We start from the raw sequence: 258 nt of genomic DNA on the forward strand, positions 1-258 counted from the left end.
ATAACGAGTTTGGCGCTGAAGTATATTCCGGAGCCACAACTGAAAAGCAGGCGTGGGAAGTATTCAGACCAGCTCGCCTGATGTGTAAGCGCACACCGCTGCTGGTGGAAGCGTTCGGGATCGAAGTTAATGCGTCCAACCTGAACCGGCCAGAAGATGGCGCGCGTTTTGAGCCGCTGATTGGTAACCCAGGGGACGGCGCTTCACCGCACTGTGCGATTGTCGACGAGTATCACGAACACCCAACAGATTCGCTCT

The 258-nt window shown here is 55.4% G+C and carries 1 pseudogene; it reads left to right on the forward strand.

The features are described 5' to 3' along the window. Positions 1-258 (forward strand): annotated as a pseudogene (locus FDX22_RS31485) (terminase large subunit); the annotation flags it as partial.

Origin of the sequence: Citrobacter sp. TBCS-14, assembly GCF_005280805.1 — a bacterium.
Lineage (GTDB): Bacteria > Pseudomonadota > Gammaproteobacteria > Enterobacterales > Enterobacteriaceae > Citrobacter > Citrobacter gillenii.